At 60.2% G+C, this 18584-nt stretch carries 14 protein-coding genes and 4 tRNA genes; 6 read left to right on the top strand and 12 right to left on the bottom strand.

Translation table 11 applies throughout. The features are described from left to right. Positions 1-47: 47 nt before the first annotated feature. The 6 genes from clpP to ACJO2E_RS13485 form a co-directional block, all read right to left on the bottom strand. Positions 48-683, bottom strand: coding sequence for an ATP-dependent Clp endopeptidase proteolytic subunit ClpP (clpP, locus tag ACJO2E_RS13510; RefSeq protein WP_406964494.1), 636 nt, complete (start codon positions 681-683; stop codon positions 48-50). 96 nt (positions 684-779) lie between these two features. Continuing rightward, on the bottom strand, positions 780-2087 hold the full coding sequence (tig, locus tag ACJO2E_RS13505) for a trigger factor (RefSeq protein ID WP_406964492.1): 1308 nt from the start codon (positions 2085-2087) through the stop codon (positions 780-782). Positions 2088-2279: 192 nt separating this feature from the next. After that, positions 2280-2364: transfer RNA gene (locus ACJO2E_RS13500), tRNA-Leu, on the bottom strand. A gap of 103 nt (positions 2365-2467) precedes the next feature. Then, a tRNA-His gene (locus ACJO2E_RS13495) sits at positions 2468-2543 on the bottom strand. A gap of 87 nt (positions 2544-2630) precedes the next feature. Beyond that, positions 2631-2707: transfer RNA gene (locus tag ACJO2E_RS13490), tRNA-Arg, on the bottom strand. 36 nt (positions 2708-2743) lie between these two features. After that, positions 2744-2820 (bottom strand) — tRNA-Pro (locus ACJO2E_RS13485). A 180-nt stretch (positions 2821-3000) separates the two neighbouring features. On the opposite strand from ACJO2E_RS13485, the gene folD reads away from it, so the two are divergent. Further along, on the top strand, positions 3001-3861 hold the full coding sequence (folD, locus tag ACJO2E_RS13480) for a bifunctional methylenetetrahydrofolate dehydrogenase/methenyltetrahydrofolate cyclohydrolase FolD (protein WP_406964490.1): 861 nt from the start codon (positions 3001-3003) through the stop codon (positions 3859-3861). Between the two features lie 125 nt (positions 3862-3986). Here folD and ACJO2E_RS13475 read toward each other — a convergent pair whose 3' ends face one another. From ACJO2E_RS13475 to ACJO2E_RS13465, 3 genes are all read right to left on the bottom strand, one after another. Next, positions 3987-6167 carry a malate synthase G gene (locus tag ACJO2E_RS13475; protein ID WP_406964489.1) on the bottom strand — a complete coding sequence of 727 codons (2181 nt, stop codon included), beginning with the start codon at positions 6165-6167 and terminating at the stop codon, positions 3987-3989. Positions 6168-6291: 124 nt separating this feature from the next. After that, entirely contained in the window at positions 6292-7674 is a 1383-nt protein-coding gene (cysS, locus tag ACJO2E_RS13470; protein ID WP_406964488.1) for a cysteine--tRNA ligase, read from the bottom strand. Positions 7675-7812: 138 nt separating this feature from the next. Continuing rightward, positions 7813-9489 carry a glutamine--tRNA ligase/YqeY domain fusion protein gene (locus ACJO2E_RS13465; protein ID WP_406964486.1) on the bottom strand — a complete coding sequence of 559 codons (1677 nt, stop codon included), beginning with the start codon at positions 9487-9489 and terminating at the stop codon, positions 7813-7815. A gap of 137 nt (positions 9490-9626) precedes the next feature. Between ACJO2E_RS13465 and ACJO2E_RS13460 the strand changes: the two genes are divergently transcribed. Genes ACJO2E_RS13460 through ACJO2E_RS13445 form a run of 4 tightly spaced genes read left to right on the top strand, consistent with a single transcriptional unit; the run spans position 9627 to position 14540 of the window. Next, positions 9627-10136 carry a peptidylprolyl isomerase gene (locus tag ACJO2E_RS13460; protein ID WP_406964484.1) on the top strand — a complete coding sequence of 170 codons (510 nt, stop codon included), beginning with the start codon at positions 9627-9629 and terminating at the stop codon, positions 10134-10136. After that, a complete protein-coding gene (gene lpxH, locus ACJO2E_RS13455; protein ID WP_406964482.1) occupies positions 10133-10858 on the top strand; it encodes a UDP-2,3-diacylglucosamine diphosphatase in 726 nt (241 codons plus the stop codon). The genes ACJO2E_RS13460 and lpxH overlap by 4 nt, the downstream gene beginning before the upstream one ends. A gap of 38 nt (positions 10859-10896) precedes the next feature. After that, complete coding sequence (locus ACJO2E_RS13450; RefSeq protein ID WP_406964481.1) at positions 10897-12747, top strand: LTA synthase family protein; 1851 nt, start codon at positions 10897-10899, stop codon at positions 12745-12747. Beyond that, a complete protein-coding gene (locus ACJO2E_RS13445; protein ID WP_406964480.1) occupies positions 12744-14540 on the top strand; it encodes a glycerophosphodiester phosphodiesterase family protein in 1797 nt (598 codons plus the stop codon). Before ACJO2E_RS13450 ends, ACJO2E_RS13445 begins: the two co-directional genes overlap by 4 nt. Positions 14541-14565: 25 nt before the next feature. Here the strand turns inward: ACJO2E_RS13445 and ACJO2E_RS13440 are convergent, their stop codons facing one another. The 3 genes from ACJO2E_RS13440 to ACJO2E_RS13430 form a co-directional block, all read right to left on the bottom strand. Next, positions 14566-15393 (bottom strand): hypothetical protein, encoded by an 828-nt coding sequence (locus ACJO2E_RS13440; protein WP_406964478.1) that lies wholly within the window; start codon positions 15391-15393, stop codon positions 14566-14568. 40 nt (positions 15394-15433) lie between these two features. Beyond that, positions 15434-16324: a sulfotransferase domain-containing protein gene (locus tag ACJO2E_RS13435; RefSeq protein WP_406964477.1), complete on the bottom strand. Its 891-nt coding sequence runs from the start codon at positions 16322-16324 to the stop codon at positions 15434-15436. Positions 16325-16500: 176 nt separating this feature from the next. Further along, positions 16501-17271 (bottom strand): ferredoxin--NADP reductase, encoded by a 771-nt coding sequence (locus tag ACJO2E_RS13430; protein ID WP_406964475.1) that lies wholly within the window; start codon positions 17269-17271, stop codon positions 16501-16503. Positions 17272-17400: 129 nt separating this feature from the next. Between ACJO2E_RS13430 and ACJO2E_RS13425 the strand changes: the two genes are divergently transcribed. Beyond that, the gene (locus ACJO2E_RS13425; RefSeq protein ID WP_406964473.1) at positions 17401-18282 is read left to right on the top strand and encodes a LysR family transcriptional regulator; all 882 of its coding nucleotides are present in this window, start codon (positions 17401-17403) and stop codon (positions 18280-18282) included. Positions 18283-18584: the final 302 nt, after the last annotated feature.

Here is an 18584-nt window from a genome sequence, read left to right as displayed (position 1 = left end):
CTCAATGAAGAGTACGCGGCCACACATCCTGTCGATTACCGTCAGTATTATTTATTCGATACGCGCTTATCAAGTACGGTATCGATAAGCCCGTACTCCTTCGCCTGCTGCGGATCCATGAAGTTGTCACGGTCCGTATCCTTGGCGATGGTTTCCAGGTCCTGCCCGGTATGTTCAGCGAGGATACGGTTCAGGGTATCCCGAATCTTGAGAATTTCCTTGGTATGGATCTCAATATCGGTAGCCTGGCCCTGATAGCCCCCCAGTGGCTGATGGATCATGACCCGGGAATTGGGCAGACAGGCTCGCTTGCCCTCGGCACCACCGGCCAGCAGGAACGCTCCCATACTGGCGGCCTGGCCGACACACAGGGTAGCCACATCCGGCTTGACAAACTGCATGGTGTCATAGATGGACATGCCCGCCGTGACGGACCCGCCCGGGCTGTTGATGTACAGGTGAATGTCCTTGTCCGGGTTCTCCGATTCGAGGAACAGCATCTGCGCCACGATCAGGTTGGCCATGTGATCTTCCACCGGCCCGACCATGAAGATGACCCGCTCCTTCAGGAGCCGTGAATAAATGTCGAAAGACCGCTCACCGCGAGAGGTCTGCTCGATCACCATGGGGATCAAGGCGGCATTGGTGTCCACGGAAGAACCGTCAAAAGGTTTCTGGGTCATGTGTGCCTGCACTCCTTATCGGATTCGGACTGAATAACGGTTAACAAGGAAACAGCCGGTAAAACCGGCTGTTTCTCAGGGCGGTCAGCCAGGCACTTACCCCTGTTGTTGCTGCGCCGCCTGGATGACGTCGTCGTATTTCGCTTTCTTTTCCTTAACTTTGGCCTGATCAAGCACAAAGTCAACCACCGCCTCTTCCAGCACCACGGATTCGATCTGGGCCTTCTGGTCCGGGTTGCTGCTGAAGTGGGTAATCACCTCTTCCGGCTGCTCGTAGGTGGAGGCGATCTCACGGATCTTTTCGTCCACCTTCTCATCATCAGCCTTCAGATCGTTGGCCTTGACGATCTCCTGGAACAGCAGACCGGTCTTCACCCGACGACTGGCCTGATCCTGGAAGATTTCCTTGGGCAGCTGCTGTGGATCCATCTGGCCACCGAAACGCTGTACGGCGTCATTACGCAGGCGATCAATTTCCTGATCAATCAGCGCCTCGGGAATCTCAACCTCGGTGTTTTCCAGGAGGCCATCAACCACGTCGTTCTTCACTTTGGCAGACATCGCCTGCTTGAGTTCCCGCTCCATGTTCTTTTTCACTTCCTCGCGGAAGGTTTCTTCGCTGTCGGCCTCAATACCAAAGCGCTTGAAGAACTCCTCATTCAGCTCCGGAAGCTGCGCCTCTTCCACTTTCTTGACGCTGATCTCGAACTTGGCGGGCTTTCCCTTCAGGTCTTCGTTGTGGTAGTCCTCCGGGAAGGTCACCTCGATCTCGATGTCCTCACCTGTCTTGGCCCCCACAATGCCCTTCTCGAAACCAGGGATCATCTGGCCGGAGCCCAGCTCCAGGCGGTGATCCTGGGCTTCGCCGCCTTCGAAGGCCTCGCCGTCGACATAGCCCTTGAAATCAATGGTCACAGTGTCCTTGTTCTTGGACTTGCGCTTGACTTCCTTCATGGTGGCCTGCTGACGACGCAGGTTATCGATCATCTTGTCGATATCCTTGTCGGTGACTTCTGCCACCATCTTCTCAACGCTGATCTTGCTCAGGTCGCCCAGCTCGATTTCCGGCAGAACCTCGAAGATGGCCACGAACTCCAGGTCCTTGCCTTCTTCCACGGTCTTGGGCTCGAAACGGGGCCAGCCTGCCGGGGATACGTCCTTCTCTTCCAGTGCCTTCACATAGCTGTCGCGCATGACTTCGCCAACCACTTCCTGGCGAACACTGTCACCGAAACGACGTTTGACCACCTTGAAGGGCACCTTGCCCGGACGGAAGCCGTTCATGCGCACGGTGCGCGCGGTTTCCTGAAGACGCTTCTGAACCGCCTGGTCGATTTCCTGGGCGGGCACACCGATCGTCATCCGACGCTCGATGTTAGACGTCGTTTCAACAGACACTTGCATGGACGTTCCTCAAATTACCGAATCAGTTAAGTGGATTTGGGTTTGGTTAAACGACTAGTCTATCACGGAACCGACGGGGGAGAGAATCACCTGAAAAGCAGGAATACAGGCATAGAAAGGGAAGAAAAGCCGTTTTGTGACCCGATTTCCGAAGATAATCGACAAACCGCCTTCGCCGGTCGCTCACAGAAGTGGTGCGAGAGGAGAGACTCGAACTCTCACGGGTTGCCCCACTGGAACCTAAATCCAGCGCGTCTACCAGTTCCGCCACTCTCGCATATTTTGAAATCCATCCTATAACAGCCTCGGGGCCCACGAAAAGGATCATGCGAACCAGTCGTCAGGAACTGAACCGGGGGATGGATCGGAAAAGAGGGAAATGGGGTGGACGAAGGGGTTCGAACCCTCGACCGCAGGAGTCACAATCCTGAGCTCTACCAACTGAGCTACGTCCACCATATCATTTCTTACATCGCTTACCGGCCCGGCCGGAAAACGGTAACCTTGCTTCTGGCTGCCGCCTGAGTCTGCCTGAACGGCGAATGGCGCGCCCGGCAGGACTCGAACCTGCGACCACCGGCTTAGAAGGCCGATGCTCTATCCAGCTGAGCTACGGGCGCTTGACCGTCTGCCCACCTGAACATCCAGTATGGGGTTGGTCGGGGTAGAGAGATTCGAACTCCCGACATCCTGCTCCCAAAGCAGGCGCGCTACCAGACTGCGCTATACCCCGAAACCTGAACAACAGATGCCTCAGCAAAGTTGGCGCGCATATTACCGGCGGAACCCGGGGGCGTCAACCTGCATCCCGTCAATTTTTCCCCCTTTACCCGCGGGACGCAAGAGGAATTGGCGATAGCCCCCTTACGTGCGAGAATGCACAGCTTCCAATCTCCACCAGAAAGACGACTTCATGACCGCAGAACTCATTAACGGAAAAGAGATCGCCGCGGGCATCCGCCAGCAGGTAGCCGCCGGCGTGGAGGCGCGACGCCAGAAAGGCCTGCGGGCACCGGGCCTGGCCGTGGTACTGGTCGGCAGCGACCCCGCCTCCCAGGTTTATGTCGGCAACAAGCGCAAGGCCTGCGAAGCGGCCGGCATCCACTCCCTGTCCTACGACCTGCCCGCCGACACATCGCAGGAAGCGCTGGAAGCACTGGTTGACGAACTCAACGAGAACCCGGATGTGGACGGCATCCTGGTACAACTGCCCCTGCCGGATCACCTGGACGATGACCCGATCCTGGTGCGAATCCGCCCGGACAAGGACGTGGACGGCTTCCACCCCTACAACATCGGCCGCCTGGTCCAGCGACAACCTGCGATGCGCCCCTGCACCCCCCGGGGCATCATCACCCTGCTGGATTCTATCAACACCCCGTACAAGGGCCAGCACGCAGTGATCGTGGGCGCCTCCAATATCGTCGGTCGCCCCATGTCCATGGAACTGCTGCTCAAGGGCGCCACCACCACGGTGACCCACCGGTTTACCAAAGACCTGGAAAAATTTGTCGGTGAAGCCGACATCCTGATTGCCGCCGCTGGCAAACCAGGGCTGATCAAGGGGGATTGGATCAAGCCGGGCGCCACGGTGATCGATGTGGGCATCAACCGGATGGAAGATGGCAAACTTCGCGGCGACGTGGACTTTGAGGCTGCGTCAGAACGCGCCGCTTACATTACCCCGGTTCCGGGTGGCGTCGGTCCCATGACCATTGCCACGCTGCTCCAGAACACGCTTTATGCAGCGGATGTCCTTCACAAGGACGAGTGAATAGTCCGGGCCGGCAAAAACGGTGGACCATCCCACCCTTACCACCAAGATTCGCTCCCCCCCCCCAGAAACAGAAAAACCCCGCGCGGCATAACCGGGCGGGGTTTTCGAATCCGTTCAGGCGATTATTGCCCGAACTTCTCCTTGGCCTTCAGGCGGTAAGCGTGCAGAAGCGGCTCGGTGTAGCCGTTCGGCTGCTCGCGACCCTTGAGGATCAGGTCCTTGGCGGCCTGGAAGGCAATGCTGTCATCAAAGTTCGGCGCCATGTTGCGGTAGGCCGGATCCCCCTCATTCTGGCGATCCACCACCGCCGCCATACGCTCAAGCGTCCTGACGATCTGCTCTTCGCTGCAGATGCCGTGGTAAAGCCAGTTACACAGCAACTGGGAGGCGATCCGCAGGGTGGCCCGGTCTTCCATCAGCCCCACATCGTTGATGTCCGGCACCTTGGAACAGCCCACACCCTGATCGATCCAGCGCACCACATAGCCGAGGATACCTTGGGCGTTGTTGTCCAGCTCCTCCTGGATTTCCGCCTCGGACAGGGACTTGGGATCATCCATCACCGGTACGGTGAGAATGTCTTCCAGGGCTGCACGCTGGCGGCTCTCAAGCTGCTTCTGCACGTCAGCCACATTCACCTGATGGTAATGGATGGCATGCAGGGTGGCCGCGGTCGGGGACGGAACCCACGCCGTATTGGCACCGGCCTTGGGATGGCCGATCTTGGCCTCCAGCATGCCCGCCATCAGATCCGGCATGGCCCACATGCCCTTGCCGATCTGGGCAACACCACGGAAGCCGGTTTCCAGACCGATGTCCACGTTCCACTGCTCGTAGGCCTGGATCCAGGTGGCCTGCTTCATCGGCCCCTTGCGGATAAACGGCCCCTTCTCCATGGAAGTGTGAATCTCGTCACCGGTACGGTCCAGGAAGCCGGTGTTGATGAACACGGCGCGCTCTTTCGCAGCGTGGATACAGGACTTCAGGTTCACCGTGGTGCGGCGCTCCTCGTCCATGATGCCCACCTTCAGGGTAAAGCGGGCTAGACCCAGTGCATCTTCCACCTTGCCGAAGAACTCGTTGGTGAAGGCCACTTCCTCGGGACCGTGCATCTTCGGCTTAACAATGTAGACAGAGCCGGTAGTGCTGTTCTGGTGCGGGCCATTGCCCTTCAGGTCATGGATGGCGACCAGTGATGTGATCAGGCCGTCCATCAGGCCTTCCGGCACCTCGTTGCCGTCCTTCAGAAGGATGGCCGGGTTGGTCATCAGGTGACCCACATTACGCACGAACATCAGGCTGCGCCCCTTCAGGCTCAGCTCGCTGCCATCGGCGCCGGTGTAGGTGCGGTCCGCGTGCATGCGACGGGTCATCATCTCGCCGCCCTTCTGGAAGCTTTCCTCCAGGTCACCCTTCATCAGGCCCAGCCAGTTGCGGTAGGCCAGGGTCTTGTCGTCGGCATCAACGGCGGCAACCGAGTCTTCGCAGTCCATGATGGTGGTCAGGGCGGACTCCATCAGCACGTCCTTGACGTGAGCGCCATCGTCCTGGCCGATGGGGTGGCTGGCATCGATCTGGATTTCGAAATGCATGCCATTCTTCACCAGCAGGATGCCGGTGGGCTCGCCCTCGGCACCGGTGTAGCCGACGAAGGCGGACTCATCTTTCAGGCCGGTGGACTCACCGCTCTGCAGCTTGACCACCAGCTTGCCGCCTTCCACCAGATACTTCGCGGCATCCTTGTGGCTGCCGGAAGCCAGCGGCGCGGACTCGTCCAGCAGGTTGCGGGCAAACTCGATAACCTTGGCACCACGCACCGAGTTGTAGCCGGGGCCCTTCTGGGCACCGCCTTCCTCGGAGATCACGTCGGTACCGTACAGGGCGTCGTACAGACTACCCCAGCGGGCGTTGGCGGCGTTCAGGGCGAAGCGGCCGTTCATTACCGGCACCACGAGCTGCGGGCCGGCCATGGTGGCGATTTCCGGGTCCACGTTGGAGGTGGAGATCCTGAACTCGCCCGGTTCGTCCGCCAGGTAGCCGATGTCCTTCAGGAAAGACTTGTACTCGTCCATGTTGAAGGGCTGCCCCTTGTGGTTACGGTACCAGCCATCCATTTTTTCCTGGATATCGTCGCGCTTGGCAAGCAGCTCCCTGTTACGGGGCGCCAGCTCGTGGACGATCTTGTCAAATTCGGCCCAGAATTTGTCAGCGTCGACGCCGGTTCCCGGGATCGCTTCGTTATTCACGAAATCGAACAGGTTCTTCGCGACCTGCAGGCCGCCGACTTGCACGCGTTCTGTCATCGTTGTCTGCCTCAGTGTTGTCTGTATTCCCTAAGAGACAATCGGATTGCGTCATCCACGTATTGCCTCTTGCTCATACCTCGGGGCGCGATAGTTTACGCCATATCCGGCACACTTTCACACCTTAGCCCCGGCGCCAGGTGGTTCCTTCCCGGCTGTCGTCGAGAATAATGCCCTTGTCCTGCAGCTCGTCGCGGATACGGTCCGCTTCGGCGAAGTTCTTCTCCTTTCGGGCATTGGCCCGGGCTTCGATCATCGCCTCAATCTGCTCCGCCGACAGGTCGTCGGGCACTCCCGCCTGGAAGAAGGCTTCCGGGTCCTGCTGGAGCAGCCCCAGGACACTGCCAAGACGGACCAGCACCGCCGCCAGCTCACGGATACGGTCTTCATCGCCATCCCGCCGCGCCTGATTCAGTGCTCCCGCAACACCGTGAAGCACGCTGATAGCGCCTGCGGTATTGAAGTCGTCGTCCATCACCTCATGGAACTGGCGGTCAAAGTCGCTCTCCGGCACATCCTTGCCCGGAATTACGCCCCGCAGGGCGTGGTATAGCCGCTCCAGCGTCTGGCCAGCCTCGATCAGATTATCCTCGGAGTAATCCACCTGGCTCCGGTAATGACTGGATACCAGGAAATAACGCACTACTTCCGGTGGATAGCTGTCCAGAATCTCGCGGATAGTGAAGAAGTTACCCAGGGACTTGGACATCTTCTCCTTGTTCACGCGGATAGCACCGGCATGCATCCAGGTATTCACGAAATGATGCCCGGTGGCACACTCGGACTGGGCAATCTCGTTCTCATGGTGCGGAAACAGCAGGTCCGGCCCGCCGCCGTGGATATCGAAGGTATCCCCCAGGCATTTGGTGGACATGGCGGAGCATTCGATATGCCACCCCGGGCGACCATCACCCCAGGGTGACGGCCAGCTCACCTCACCCGGCTTGGAGGCTTTCCACAGGGCAAAGTCCGCCGGACTCTTCTTGGCTTGCTCCACGTCCACCCGGGCGCCCGCAAGCAGGTCTTCCAGCTTCTTCTTGCTGAGCTTGCCGTAGCCATCGAAGCTGTCGACGGAGAAATAGACATCGCCGTTATCCGCCGCGTAGGCATGGCCCTTGTGGACCAGCACGTGGATCATGGCAATGATCTCGTCGATAAAGTCCGTAGCCTTGGGCTCCTCGTCCGGTGCCAGCACGCCCAGCCGACGCTCATCCTGGTGCATGGCTTCAATCATGCGTTCGGTGAGATCGGTAAAGGCTTCGCCATTCTCATCGGCCCGGCGCAGGATCTTGTCATCGATATCGGTGATATTGCGCACGTAGTGCACATCGTAACCACGGTGACGCAGGTACCGGGTAATCACGTCGAAGGCCACCAGCACCCGGGCATGCCCCAGGTGACAGTAGTCGTACACCGTCATGCCGCACACATACATGCGCACCTTGCCTGGCTGGATGGGCTGGAAGTCTTCCTTTTGCTGGCTGAGGGTGTTGTAGATTCTAATCACGCTTTGGGCATCCGAATCATGCAATTAATGAATAGGGGCTGCAGGACCTAACAAAAAAGCGGCTCATGCCATTCGGGCATGGGGGAAAGGAAGCCGGCGGGAAGGTCCTTCCCGCCGGCTTCCTCCAGCCTCTGTGCTTTACGCCTTACCCTTCCCCCAGGAATCCCGGAGAGTAACAGTACGGTTAAACACCAGCCGACCAGATTCCGAGGCCTCTTCATCGAAGAAAAAGTACCCCTCCCGCTCGAACTGGTAAGGCAGATCGCCCCGGGGCTGGCCCAGGCTCTTCTCCGCCCTCACCTTCTCCAGGCGCACCAGGGACTCCGGGTTCAGATGGTCGGTAAAATCCGTTGCCTTGTCACTGTCCGGGTTCTCATGGTTGAACAATCGGTCATAGACATTGATATCCGCTTCCACACTGTCAGTGGCGGAGACCCAGTGGATCACGCCGTTGGGCTTGTAGCCCTCCGGATTCACGCCCAGGGTACCGGGGTCATACTCGCACCTGAGTTCGACGATCTCGCCACTGTCGTTACGGATGATCTCGCGACAGGTCATCACATAGCCGCCACGAAGCCGTACCGCCTGATCCGGTGCCAGGCGCTTCCACTTGCGGGGAGGCTCCTCCGCGAAGTCCTCCCGGTCAATATACAGCTCCCGGGTCCAGGGCACCTGGCGGGTGCCCATATCCGGATTCTGCGGGTGCACCGGCAGCTCCAGGGTTTCGGCCCGGTCTTCCGGATAGTTGGTCAGGGTAACCTTCAGTGGCCGCATCACACACATGGCCCGGGGCGCATGGGTGTTCAGGTCCTCTCGTATGGCATGCTCCAGCATGCCCACGTCGACGGTGCCACCGGCCTTGTTCACGCCGATCATGTCGCAGAAGTTGCGGATGGAAGCCGGCGTGAACCCCCGACGGCGCATGCCGGAAATGGTGGGCATACGGGGATCGTCCCAGCCGTCCACGTGCCCCTCGTCCACCAGCCGCTTGAGCTTGCGCTTGCTGGTCACCGTGTAGTTGAGGTTCAGCCGGGCAAATTCGATCTGCCGGGGCTGGCACGGCGCCGTGATGTTCTCGATCACCCAGTCGTACAGCGGGCGATGGTCCTCGAACTCCAGGGTGCACAGGGAGTGGGTGACCCCTTCCATGGCATCGGAAATCGGATGGGTAAAGTCGTACATCGGGTAGATGCACCACTTGTTGCCAGTCTGGTGGTGCTCGGCATACCGCACCCGATAGAGGATCGGGTCCCGCATATTGATATTGGGGGAGGCCATATCGATCTTCGCCCGCAGTACCACCTCGCCATTGGCGAACTTGCCGTCCCGCATGTCACGGAACAGCTTGAGGTTCTCCTCCACGGACCGGTCGCGATAGGGACTGTTGCGCCCCGGTTCTTTCAGGGTGCCACGGTACTCGGTCATTTCCTCGGCGGTCAGAGCGCAGACATAGGCCTTGCCCTTCTCGATCAGCTCCACCGCGAAGTCGTAGAGGGCATCGAAGTAGTCGGAGGCAAAGTGCACATCCCCGGCCCACTCGTAGCCCAGCCAGTGGACGTCCCGCTTGATGGAGTCAATATACTCCTGCTCTTCTTTCTCCGGGTTGGTATCGTCGAATCGCAGGTTGCACTCACCACCGAACGTCTCGGCGATACCGAAATTCAGGCAGATGGACTTGGCATGACCAATATGCAGGTAGCCGTTGGGCTCCGGCGGGAACCGGGTCACCACCTTGCCGGCGTGCTCACCGCTGGCAACGGCGTCTTCGATCAGGCTCTGGATAAAGTTATGGGCTTTCTTTGACTCGGCGCTCATAGTGTCCTGGAATAAAAGAAGTGGATCTGAAACCGCCTATTATACGCATAAAACCGGGCCGGACTCATGCATGGCCGCCAACTCTTGCGTACAATATCGTGAATTGAACACTGAAAATTCACGACAGGAAACCCCCGATGATTCTGCTGAAAACCTCACACGGCGACATCACGCTGGAACTCAACCACGACAAAGCCCCGGAAACCGCGAAAAACTTCGAGCAGTATGTGCGCGACGGTTTCTATGACGGACTGATTTTCCACCGTGTGATCAGCAACTTCATGATCCAGGGCGGCGGATTCACCCCGGACATGCAACCCCGCAAGACCCGCGACCCCATCCAGAACGAGGCCGACAACGGCCTGAGCAACATGCAGGGCACCGTAGCCATGGCCCGCACCATGGACCCGCATTCTGCCACCGCACAGTTCTTTATCAATGTGGAGAACAACGGTTTCCTTGATCACACCGCCAAGAATGCCGACGGCTGGGGCTACTGTGTCTTCGGCAAAGTGGTGGATGGCATGGACACGGTTAACCGGATCCGTGCCGTGCGCACTGAAAGCCAGGGGTTCCATGACGATGTCCCCAGCGAGAATGTGGTCATCGAAAAGGCGGAGGTCATCGAAGACGGGGGCGAGGCGTGATCACCCGCTTTATCTCGGACCTGCACCTGGAGGAAGCCCGCCCCGATATCACGGATGCCTTCCTGGCCTTCCTGAAGGATAAGGCCATGGGCATCGACGCGCTCTATATCCTCGGGGATTTCTTCGAAGCCTGGATTGGCGATGACGAAAAGACGCCCCTGCAGAACCAGGTAGCGCAAGCGCTGCATGAGGTCAGCGATAGCGGCACCGCCCTGTACCTGATGCATGGTAACCGGGACTTCCTGATCGGCGAGGACTACAGCCGGCGTTGCGGCGCCACCTTGCTGCCGGACCCCACCGTGGTGGACCTGTACGGCACCCCAACCCTGCTGATGCACGGGGACAGCTTGTGTACCGCCGACGAGGAATACCAGAAGTTCCGCACCAGCATGCGTAACGACCAGTGGCAACAGATGTTCCTGCAGCGACCGCTGGCCGACCGCCAGATGGTGGCCCGCCAGCTCCGTGAGATCAGCATGGCCAAGAACCAGGGCAAGGCAGAGCACATCATGGATGTGACACCCGAGGAGGTGGTCCGGGAGATGGAGGAACACGGCGTCCAGCGGATGATCCATGGCCATACCCACCGCCCGGCCAGTCACCAGCTCGAAGCCAACGGTGCGCCTGCAACCCGGATCGTACTCGGCGATTGGGCGGAGAACGTCTGGTGGCTGGACGTAAGCCCTGACCACGAGCCGGCCCTGAGGAAGCAGCCGCTCTGACCTCGCGGCTCCCCTAGTGTCCCGTGCGGGAGTATGATATGTCGGTTTACCGGGCCCTTCAGGATCAGCGCCTGGGTATGACACTGCTGATGGCATTCACCTGGCTGCTGCTGGTTCGGGCCTGCCTTCTTCTCCATAGTGGTGTGCTGCCCGAGGCAGGCCGCATGCTGCTGAGCGATATGGCCGGGGCGGCCATACTCACGGGGCTGCTGATGCTCGCCCGCACCGCCCTGCTCAGGTGTGTTCTGGTGGTCGGCCTCGGCTGTCTGCTGATGGCATCGGCCATGCACCTGGCAGCCCATGGCACTTACCCTCGCCTCGCCATGATCAGCAAAAGCGCCGATCCGGTCTTCCTGGTGTCCTCGGTGCTCAACCCGCAGCTACTGTTGTTACCGGTCTACATCGGTCTTGCCTGGCTGCTGGTCCGGACCTACCGGTGGCTGGTGCCGAGTCCGCCACCCCAGGCCACTTCTGCCGCCTTACTGGTCGTCATCACTACCCTGATCTACCTGGCTGCTTCCCACAGCCTGACCACGGCAAGGAACAATCCGGTCGCCAGCCTGCTGGCCCAGATCCCGGGCGCCATCCTGGCACCGGCCGGCTCACAGGTGGGCAAGGAGGTGGCGAAGGAAGCCACGATCGACGAGGACGACGACTACTTCCAGGCCGACATGGCGCAACCGGACGTCGACAACCCTCCCAATGTCCTGCTGATCATGGTGGAAGGCCTGTCGGCCGGCTATTTCCCGTCCATCAGCGAGTACCACGGCCTGACGCCGGCCATTTCACTGGAAAAGCTGGAGCACGCCCTCAACAACAAGGGCTTCCGCCTGTACCGCAACGCACTCAGTATGGAACGGCAGACGGACCGGGGCACCTTCGCCATCCTGTGCGGCCGGTATCCGGATTTCCAGCGTCTGTCCACGAAAATGGCAGACGTGGCCGACGCCAAAGCCTTTCCCGTCTGTATGCCCGAGATGTTGCGCTCCCGGGGATACATCACCGCCTATTGGCAGGCCGCCCCACTGGAATACATGAGCAAGGACCGTTTCATGCCCCGCGCTGGCTTTAGCCGGGTCACCGGTGCCGATGTCTTCGCCACCGGGGACGGGGAACAGGAAGGCTGGGGACCACCGGACCCGGTCTATTTTGCCGATATCGCAAGGCGTCTCCGGAAACTTGACGAGAACGAATCCCGGTGGCTGGTCACCCTGCTGAACGTGGGCACACACCACCCGTTTGATACCGGTGGTGAAATCGCAGCCGATAACGGGGACAGCACACCACTGCCAACCACCCCCCAGGAAGCCCGCCGCAATGCCATGTTGGTGATGGAGCGGGTACTGATCGGATTCCTGGACGACATGGAACAGTCCGGGGTGCTGGACAACACCCTGGTCGTGCTCACCTCTGACGAATCCGGCGGATTCGTGCGTCAGGACCGAACCGCCTTCCCCCTGGACGGCAATACCGGGGTACTGGCAATCCGACCACCCCACCCCGACCGACTGCAGGACTATGCCGACCGTGATCGTATCGTGGCACAACTGGATATCCCCCTGACCATCCTGGACGCGACCGGCACCGGTGAACCGACCACCCCCATGACCGGCCGCAGCCTGCTGAGCCAGGACAAGCTGGAGGAACGGGAGCTGATGCTGGCGGATACCTATACCGGCATGAAGTTCTTCCTGCAGGAATCCGGCCAGTTGCTTGCCTGTACCGAAAGCCTGGTGCGCTGCGAAACCTGGCGGTTCACGCCAGGGCGCCTGTTCGGCTCCCTGTCACCCTCGGACCAGCCCCCCTTCCTGACCCTGGAACAACGGCTCCGGCTGTTCGACGAGGCCGCCAAACTTCCCACTGATCCGCCCGACGATACCCGGCCATGAGACTGATCTCTGACGCACTCGGCATCCTGCGACGGCACCGGCGCAGCCTGTTGATGAACCATCTGTTCTTCACCGGCTTCACCCTGGCCGTGCTAGCACCGGCGATCGGCACCCTGCTCTCCGTCCTGGAGCCGGTGACCGGCCAGGGTGCCATCAGCACCGGCGACATTGCGGCTTTCCTGTTATCTGCCGGAGGCCTGGTGTGGATAGTGGTCACCCTGACCGCCGTTATGACCACCCTGGCCCTGGAACAGGCGGGCATGACCGTGATTGCCTCCTCAGTGGACAGGGCCGGCGAGTATCGCCTGACCCTCGCCGCCCTCTGGCTGGTAGCCCGACGATCCGGTCGCCTGCTCTGGCTGACCCTGCTCCAGGTCATGGGGCACCTGGTGGTCGCCCTGCCGTTCCTGCTGGTCACCGCCGTCGCATGGTGGACCCTGCTGTCCGGGTACGAGGCCTATTTCATCAACATCACCCGGCCGGTGGAGCTCTGGTGGTTCCTTGGTGTTGCCGTGGCCGCGCTGATAGGCATGGTGTGCGGCAATGGCTGGCTGTTCCTGCGCTGGAGTCTGGCGGTTCCCATCGCCACGCTGGAACGGGTCACCGCCCTGGACGCCCTGTTGAGCAGCAGCCGACGCATCCACGGCAGCAAACGCCAGTTGATGGTGCCGCTGGCCATGGGCGGCGGCGTGCTACTCGTACTGCCGTTGCTGTTTACGTACCTGTTCCAGGTTATGGGGGCTCCCTACCTGGCCCTCATGCCCGCCAGTCCTCGGGCCCTGATTCCCGCCATTGCAGCTTATGTTGCCCTGTACCTCCTACTGATGATTACGGTGGCCTTTGTCCTGTACGCCGGATACAGTCTGCTGATCTACCGGGTCTACCTGTCCACCAGTGGTCACTCCCACCAGCACCACGTGCCCACCCCGCCACGGAACACCAACGCCAGGGCCTGGCTGCTGGAAGCGGTACTGGTGGCTGTCGTCATTGTTCAGGCGGTACTCGTCGTGGGGGCCTTTGGCGAGCACGATGACGTTACCATCACCGCCCACCGGGGTAACGCGTTTGTCGCCCCCGAGAACACCGCCAGCGCCCTGGAACGGGCCATTGCCGACGGCGCCGACCTGTTGGAAGTGGACGTCCGCATGACTGCGGATGGCAAACTGATCCTCTGGCATGACGCCGACCTGGAGCGCCTGTACGGGCGGCCTGAACGCATTTCGGAACTGCAGTGGGAGGATATACGCGCGCTGGACGCGGGGGCCTGGTTCTCACCCGACTACGCCGGTGAGCGGGTGCTGACGCTGACAGAGCTGATCGAACTGGCCCGTGGCCGGGCCAACCTGTTCCTCGACCTGAAGCCAGACCACAACAGCCGCGACCTGGCCCGACAGGTGGTGCAGGTACTTCGCCGGGAGGATGCCCTTGAGGGTACCGTTATCGCCGCCGCTGAGCGCCACATACTGAACGACGCCAGGGCGATGGAGCCGTCCCTGCAAACCGCACTGCTGGCCCAGTTCGTCATCGGCCCCCTGCACGAGGAGCAGTTCGATATCCTGGGTCTGCGCCACAACCGGATATCCGCCGCGGCCGTGGCCCGGGCCAGGCAACTGGACTACGAACTGCATGCCTGGACCGTCAACCAGCCGTCAGAAATGGCGAGACTGATCGACATGGGGGTAGACGCCATCATCACCGACCGGCCGGATGTACTGGCCCGGCTACTGGCTGAACGCAGACAACTGTCCGACGCCGAGCGCCTGGCGGTCAAGCTGCGCAGTTGGCTGCGGTGACAGAGCATCTGCCGTCAGCGATCAATCAAGGGTCGGAGCTGCCCGGCTCCCGGTAGGTATCCACCCGGTTCAGCCAGCCGGGCAACCATTGCTGTCGTTCGATGGCCCGCTCAGACAACCCGGCCCGCCGGGTCAGGACACGGGCCGCCGCCTGCCTGAATTCCGCCAGCATGGTTTCCCGGTCTGCCAGGTTATCGGGCATGGCTTCCAGCACCTGCAGCAGCCCCCAGCCAACCCCCTGATACCGCTCCGATTTGGAGAGGCCCTCACCCTTGAAATTGACATAGTCCACCAGGGCATAGACGCCCCCCGGCGTGGTGACCAGGGTATCGAGTTTACGGCGGGTACTGGCCGGATCGCCGGAAGCGGAAATCACCTGTTCCAGAGCTTCCCGGGCCCGGGATACCAGGAAGGCGGCCTGAAAAGACTGGTGGCCAGCCAACCACTCCCGCAGCTCCCGGACACGCGGATCGTAATCCACCGCCTTCAGGAAGGTATCACGATCAGGCCATGGTGCCCCCAACGGGGCCTGGGAAACCAGCCAGGCGGGCACGTCAACGCCCTGCTGCACGCCAAAGGCGACCAGCGAGGGGAAGCTTTCCTGGAACGGCCCCTCCACCCCCATCGGATACCAGATGAAATGTCCGATGCCAAGGGACGGGAAGGCTTCCCCCCGGTTCCAGTGCACCAGGCAGTCCTCACGGGCATTGCATTCGTTAAGGAAGATCTGGCCGGCAATCCACTCGAACGCCTGGTCGGACAGCGACAGGTTGAGGTCGGACTGCGCCCTGACAGTGACGGAAGTCAGACCGGTCACCAACGCCGTCAGAACCAATGGAAGTAATGCGCGCAAAAGCCAACTCCTGTCAGTGACTGGTGAACCGCGGGGGATGTCAGGGCGGCACCGAACCGGCCTGGTCAACCCCTGGTGCGGCCCCAGCCGAACCGGTGACCGACATTGAGGGGAATCCCCACCGGGTTATATCAAACCCGAACGCCCGCTGGAACTGTTGCATGTCGGGAGTCAGCCTCTCGATGACATAGGCCCGCTCCGACGACGACAGCGTGCGCAGGCGACGGGGAGAGACGGAACCCAGGATACGTTGCCCGCAACGCCGCACCGGTGCAGGAATATGGTGTGACAGGCTGCCCAGCGGAGAGTGCTTCACCCAGCGTTCCAGGGTGCTCTGGACCTCGGTTCGATTGGCCACCTGGTAGGAGGCAGGACGATAGCGGTCATCCACACCCAGGAACCGGCACACCTGGGCGATCACTGCCCCCGGATCGGATTTGAGCCGGTCGAAATCCAGTACCAGGAGATCCCTGTCGGGAAACCATCGCTGATACTGGCTGAGCTGGAGGAAGTAACTGGAGGTATTGACCAGGTGATCATCCACGATCCGTTGGTCAAAATCCGCATCCCGGAGCATGTAGTTGTAGTGGGAGACAATCCGGTCCAGGGGATTACGGACGATATAGACAAATTTCGGCCTGATCCCGTATTCATGGATGCGTTGCGGCACCCCACTCTCCTGCGGAAACTTGGTGTATCCGGTCGACGCTTCCATGGCATACCGGTGAACACGGCTGTCGAAATCCCACAGGCTTTCGTAGTCATCGACATCCAGTCCATGGCGTTGACCGGACGAAAAATACTCGGGTTCCTTGGTCAGCGCCGGGCATAACTGGGGATGACCGGCGAGGTAGTCATACAGGGAGGAAGTACCACACTTCATGGCGCCGATAATCAGCAGGTAACGATCGGGTGGGATGGCGTCAGGCATGGTTGACTCCCTGTCTGGACAATGGTGTATGGCACTTCCTGTCTCCATTCAGTCGTAAAACTAAGCAAAGCCACCGGTCATCACAAGAGCGTAATATCTGTACAGGTCTGGCCGGACCGAACGCCCACAAAAAACCCCGGCAGGGCCGGGGTCCAAGGCGAGGGGTTTTGAAAGTCCTACTGCTCTACAAACGCACGCTCGATGACGTAGTGACCCAGGTCGCCCTGGCGGGCCTCCTTGAAGCCCATATCATCCAGAATGCGGCAGGTATCCTTGAGCATGCTCGGGCTGCCACAGACCATGAAACGGTCGTTCTCAAGGTCAAAGTCCTGCAGACCAAGGTCACTGGTGAGCTTGCCGGTCTGCATGGCATCGGTCAGGCGGCCCTGGTTGCGGAAATCCTCACGGGTAACAGTGGGATAGTACAGCAGCTTACCGTCCACCATCTCACCAAAGTACTCGTTATTGGGCAGGCCTTCGATCTCTTCCTGGTACGCCAGTTCGGACGCATAGCGAACACCGTGGGTGAGGATCACCTTGTCGAACGCCTCATAGACTTCCGGGTCCTTGATGATGCTCATGAACGGCGCCAGACCGGTGCCGGTGCTGATCAGCCACAGGTTCTTGCCCGGCAGCAGGTTGTCCAGAATCAGAGTGCCGGTGGGCTTGCGGCTCACCAGGATCTCGTCGCCCACCTGGATCTTCTGCAGGCGGGAGGTCAACGGGCCGTCCTGTACCTTGATGGAGAAGAATTCCAGCTCTTCCTCATAATTGGCACTGGCGATGCTGTAGGCGCGCATCAGCGGCTTGCCATCGGTTTCCAGGCCAATCATGGTGAAGTGGCCGTTCTTGAACCGGAAGCCCGGATCGCGGCTGGTGGTAAAGCTGAACAGGGTATCGTTCCAGTGCCGGACACTGGTTACGGTCTCTACGTTCATCTTGCTCATAATGGATAGTCCACCTGAATCTCTGGGTTTCTTGCGAAACTGGGTAAATGCGATTGAGTGTATCTTACGTCAAAGGTAACCTATCGATGAAATGGGATATTTTCATAACGTTATTCGAGAAAACCGATTATGAAGTACACGTTCCGTCAACTTGAGGTTTTCCTGGCCGCCTCCCACTACCAGAACATCACCCGGGCGGCGGAGTCGCTGGCGATGTCCCAGTCCGCCGCCAGCAGTGCACTGAAGGAGCTGGAGAACCAGTTCGACATCAAACTGTTCGACCGGGTCGGCAAGCGGCTGCAACTCAACGAACTGGGCCGCCTGTACCGTCCCAAGGTGGAAAGCCTGCTGGCCCAGGCCAACGAGCTGGAGCAGGCCTTCAGCAAGCACACGGAGGTAGGCGCCCTCAAGGTGGGGGCGACCCTGACCATCGGCAACTATCTTGCGGTCGGCGTGATGGCCCGCTACATGGACACACCCACTAAACCCCGGGTGTCGCTGGAGGTGGCCAATACCAGCTCCATCGCCAGGCGGGTCATGGATTTCGAACTGGATATCGGTCTGATTGAGGGGGAATTGCAGGCCCCGGAACTGGAGGTGATCCCCTGGCGCAACGATGAGCTGGTGATTTTCTGTTCACCGCAGCATCCGCTTGCCAGCAAGCAGGGGCTCAACGACGAGGACCTGAAATCCGCCACCTGGATTGCCCGGGAACCCGGCTCCGGTACCCGTCAGACGTTTGAGCGGGGCATGCATGGCCTGCTGCCGGATCTGAATATCCTGCTGGAGCTGGAGCACACGGAGGCCATCAAGCGGGCGGTGGAGGCCAACCTTGGGATCGGCTGCCTGTCCCGGGTCTGCCTGCAGGATGCATTTAACCGGGGTTCCCTGGTGCCTTTAAGGGCGGCGGCGCACCGGCGCTTTGACCGGCAGTTCTATTTCATCCTGCACCGGCAGAAGTATCGCAGTGCGGGAATTGATCGGTGGATGGAGCTTTGTCGGGAGTTATAAGAAGTTCCGCACTCCAGGCGTTAATTCCCCTGCCAGACCAGAGACAGGTTGGGGAGATTTTTCCAGACCCTGGAGCGCCAGGGATGACGCGACGGAGCCCTACATGGACGTACTTGCGGGGCGTGTCTGGAAAAATTTCACCGGCATGGCTCTGCTTGCACCGGATCTGCAGGCTACCGAGTAAAAAATGCACCCAGGACTTACAGCTAAGTGCAAAGCCCGCAGGGCGATGCCACTTTTTCCGGGACACGCCCGGCAAGTACATCCCTGTAGGGCTCGACGAGCGCCGTCCCTGGCGCTCG

Source organism: Marinobacter shunpengi (genome assembly GCF_045449695.1).
Taxonomy (GTDB): domain Bacteria; phylum Pseudomonadota; class Gammaproteobacteria; order Pseudomonadales; family Oleiphilaceae; genus Marinobacter.
This window is presented reverse-complemented; position numbering and strand designations above follow the sequence as displayed.